Genomic DNA, 3630 nt, shown 5'->3' with positions numbered 1-3630 from the left:
CATGTATATTGTGCATGAAAATCTCTTCAAAAACCGAAAAAATTTGTTTATTACTCTTTTCTGAGTCTGTAATTTCCTCTTAATTTTTCAAAATCCTCCGGGTGAGCCAATAAGATATTGTAGTCATTTTTAGGATTATAGTTCAGGAGTATATCATTCTCACTCATTGATGATTCAGGCTTAATCAAATCTTCCGGCAGTGACAAGTCGATATTCATATCTATTCCGAAAAAATCGCATAAAGATTTTAATGTCATAGTAGTGGCATTAAGCTTTCCGTCTGCTGAGTAGCCGGCTATATGTGGAGTACCGACAAAAACTCTTTTTAGCAGTTCCAGATTAATGTTCGGTTCGTTCTCCCACACGTCTATTACAGCTTCTGAGATGAGTTCTTTATTTAAAGCATCAAGGATAGCTTCCGTATCAATCACTTCGCCCCTTGACGTATTTATTATCACAGGCCTTTTGCGTACAGATTCAAAGAAATGTCTGTCTGCCAGATGAAACGTCTTGTATTTGCCATCTTTTATAAGAGGTGTATGGAAAGTAATGATATCGCATTCTCTTGCCAAAGTTTCCAAGTATACGAATCCCTTTTCTCCGCTATCTTTTCTTGGCGGGTCATTAAGCAGTACTTTCATACCCAATCTTTCGGCAAGTCGCATTATCCTGGAGCCAACGTGTCCTACTCCTACTATTCCGATGCAGGTGTTTGCCAAGTCCATTCCTTTTTCTTTTTCAAGCAGACTTAAAACTGCATGTACATATTGCTCTACAGCCCCGGCGTTGCATCCGGGACAGTTTTTCCACGTTATGCCGGCTTCCTTGCAATATTCGGTATCAATATGGTCGAAACCGATAGTGGCAGTTCCTATGAATTTCACATTGCTGCCCTCCAAAAGCTGTTTATTGCATTTGGTTCTCGTTCTTGTAATCAGTGCATCTGCATCTTTTACTGATTTTGCATCAATCTCATTCCCCGGCAGATAAACTACATTGTCAGTAATCTTTGCCAACGTTTCCCTGATATAAGGGATTTTATTGTCAACAACTATTTTCATCTTCTTCTTTAAGTGTTTTGGGCTTACAAAGCCTGCATGTCGTTCAGCCTTTTGTAATAGCCGTTCTTTTGCAGCAGTTCTTCATGTTTGCCGCTTTCTACAATTCTTCCTTCATACAATACATATATTGTATTTGCATTCTTGATGGTAGACAGTCTGTGTGCGATGGCTATTGTCGTACGTGTCTTCATCAGTCTTTCAAGAGCTTCCTGTACTAATCTTTCGCTTTCGGTGTCGAGTGCCGATGTAGCCTCGTCCAGTATCAGTATGGCAGGATTTTTCAGTATGGCTCTTGCTATTGAAATTCTCTGACGCTGTCCGCCCGACAGACGGCATCCTCTGTCGCCGATGTTTGTGTTATATCTTTCTTCGGTTTCCATAATGAAATCATGTGCATTGGCTATTTTTGCAGCCTCTATCACCTGTTCCATTGTAGCATTTTCTACTCCGAAGGTGATATTGTTGAAGAAAGTGTCGTTAAACAGGATTGCCTCCTGGTTTACGTTACCAATAAGCGAGCGTAAGTCCTTTACTGCCAAATCTTTGATGTCCACGCCATCTATCATGATCTTTCCTTTCTGCACGTCATGGAAACGCGGAATGAGGTCTACCAATGTCGATTTCCCGGAACCGCTTTGTCCCACGAGGGCTATGGTTTCACCTTTCTTTATCTTAAGGTTGATCTCGTGCAAAATCTCATTCTCGCCATAGCTGAATGATACATTTTCGAATGCTATTTCCTCTTTCAGTTCGCTTATGTGTCGGGCATCTTTCTTTTCTACTATATTATTCTGTGCATTCAGGATTTTGTCAACTCTCTCCATTGATGCAAGACCTTTCGGGATGCTGTATCCAGCCTTTGAGAAATCCTTCAGTGGGTTTATTACACTGTACAGAATCACCATATAGAATATGAATGTAGGCGCGTCGATGGATGATTTCTCGCCCAATATCAGTGAACCTCCGAACCATAATACAATGACTATAAGTATTGTACCAAGGAACTCGCTCATAGGGTGAGCCAAAGCCTGGCGTGTAGCCACCTTGTTGGTAGCCTGTCTGAACTCGTTGCTGCACTTGTTGAAACGGTTTATCATTTTCTCTTCAGCCACGAATGCCTTTATGATTCTCAGTCCGCCAAGAGTTTCTTCCAGCTGCGACATAGTTTCGCTCCACTTGTCCTGTGCCTCGAGTGATTTTCTTTTGAGTTTTCTTCCTACCTGTCCCATAACCCATCCCATAGTAGGCAGTACGAGGAGTGTAAATACAGTAAGTTGCCAGCTGGTTGCAAACAGTGTCGCGAAATACGACAGGATGAGAATAGGATTCTTCAGCAGCATATCCAGCGAACTTGTTATGGATGTTTCTATTTCTGTCACGTCACCGCTCATTCTGGCTATTATGTCACCTTTCCTTTCCGAGGAGAAGAAATTCAGTGGCAGATACATGATTTTTGAATATACCAGTGTTCTTATGTCGCGCACTACGCCCGTACGGAGTGGAATCATTACGGCTGACGAGCCGAAGTAGCAGGCTGTCTTGAGCAGTGTCATGCCTCCAAGGAACAATCCCAGCCACAGCAGTGTGGTAGAAGGACCGTAAACCTCTATAAGTTGCGACACATAGTAGTAGAAGTTATTCACAACAGTGTCTTTCAGAGGTGCGCTTCCCCATTCCATGAATGTATATACCTTGTTTCCACCGTCTGTCTTGAACAGAATGTTCAGTATCGGTATCAGCAGTGAAAACGAGAATACGTTGAATATGGCCGAAAGTATGTTCAGCATTATCGCCCATGCCACAAATCTTTTATACGGCGAGACAAATCGTCTGAGTAGATTGAAAAATTCCTTCATCTATATATATGGTTAGTTTATATTAATCTTTATTTTCTTCCTCCTTGAACCACGATGCATACATAAGATACCCGTTGGCTATTTTCTGGTTTAACTCCTTACTTTGTTCAGGGTCAACCTTTTTGATGAATTTGGCCGGCACTCCTCCCCACAGTGTGTGCGATTCTATCTGAGTGTTTGCCAATACCAATGCTCCGGCTGCAACGATGGCTCCTTCTCCCACTACGGCATGGTCAAGCAGGGTAGACCCCATCCCGATAAGTGCGTTGTCCTTCACGCATGCACCGTGCAGAGTGACGTTATGGCCTATTGAAACATCATTTCCTATTTCGACAACCGACTTTTCATATAGCGTATGCAGTACAGTTCCGTCCTGTATATTTACTCTGTCGCCTATCCGTATGGAGTTTACATCTCCTCTCAATACAGTGTTGAACCATATGCTGCAATCATCTCCCATTACTACATCGCCTATTATCGTAGCATTATCTGCAAGATAACAGTTCTTTCCCATTTTTGGGGTATATCCTCTTACTGATTTAATTAAAGCCATACTAAGAAAAAGTATAAAATTTTTATCAAAGGCAAAAGTACAAATTTATTCTTTTACCTCAGTTCTGAGTTAATTCTATTTTCAATAAAACTGTAGTTTCTTTATCTATTTAAATAATACGGGGTGGGTATAATTAAATTTTTTAATAAAAAAAGTACTC

3 protein-coding genes are annotated in these 3630 nt (G+C 41.3%); all 3 read right to left on the bottom strand.

Translation table 11 applies throughout. The features are described from left to right. Window positions 1-50: 50 nt before the first annotated feature. From pdxB to QZ379_RS12270, 3 genes are read right to left on the bottom strand one after another with little or no spacing between them, the layout of a single operon-like run. On the bottom strand, window positions 51-1061 hold the full coding sequence (gene pdxB, locus QZ379_RS12280; RefSeq protein WP_291565274.1) for a 4-phosphoerythronate dehydrogenase PdxB: 1011 nt from the start codon (window positions 1059-1061) through the stop codon (window positions 51-53). Window positions 1062-1084: 23 nt separating this feature from the next. Then, window positions 1085-2917 (bottom strand): ABC transporter ATP-binding protein, encoded by a 1833-nt coding sequence (locus tag QZ379_RS12275; protein ID WP_291565271.1) that lies wholly within the window; start codon window positions 2915-2917, stop codon window positions 1085-1087. Window positions 2918-2939: 22 nt separating this feature from the next. Next, window positions 2940-3470 (bottom strand): gamma carbonic anhydrase family protein, encoded by a 531-nt coding sequence (locus tag QZ379_RS12270; RefSeq protein ID WP_291565269.1) that lies wholly within the window; start codon window positions 3468-3470, stop codon window positions 2940-2942. Window positions 3471-3630: the final 160 nt, after the last annotated feature.

The organism is Bacteroides sp. (assembly GCF_019417265.1).
Classification (GTDB): Bacteria; Bacteroidota; Bacteroidia; order Bacteroidales; family Bacteroidaceae; genus Phocaeicola.
The sequence above is the reverse complement of the archived record's forward strand: the minus strand, read 5'-3'. Positions and strand labels throughout refer to the sequence as shown.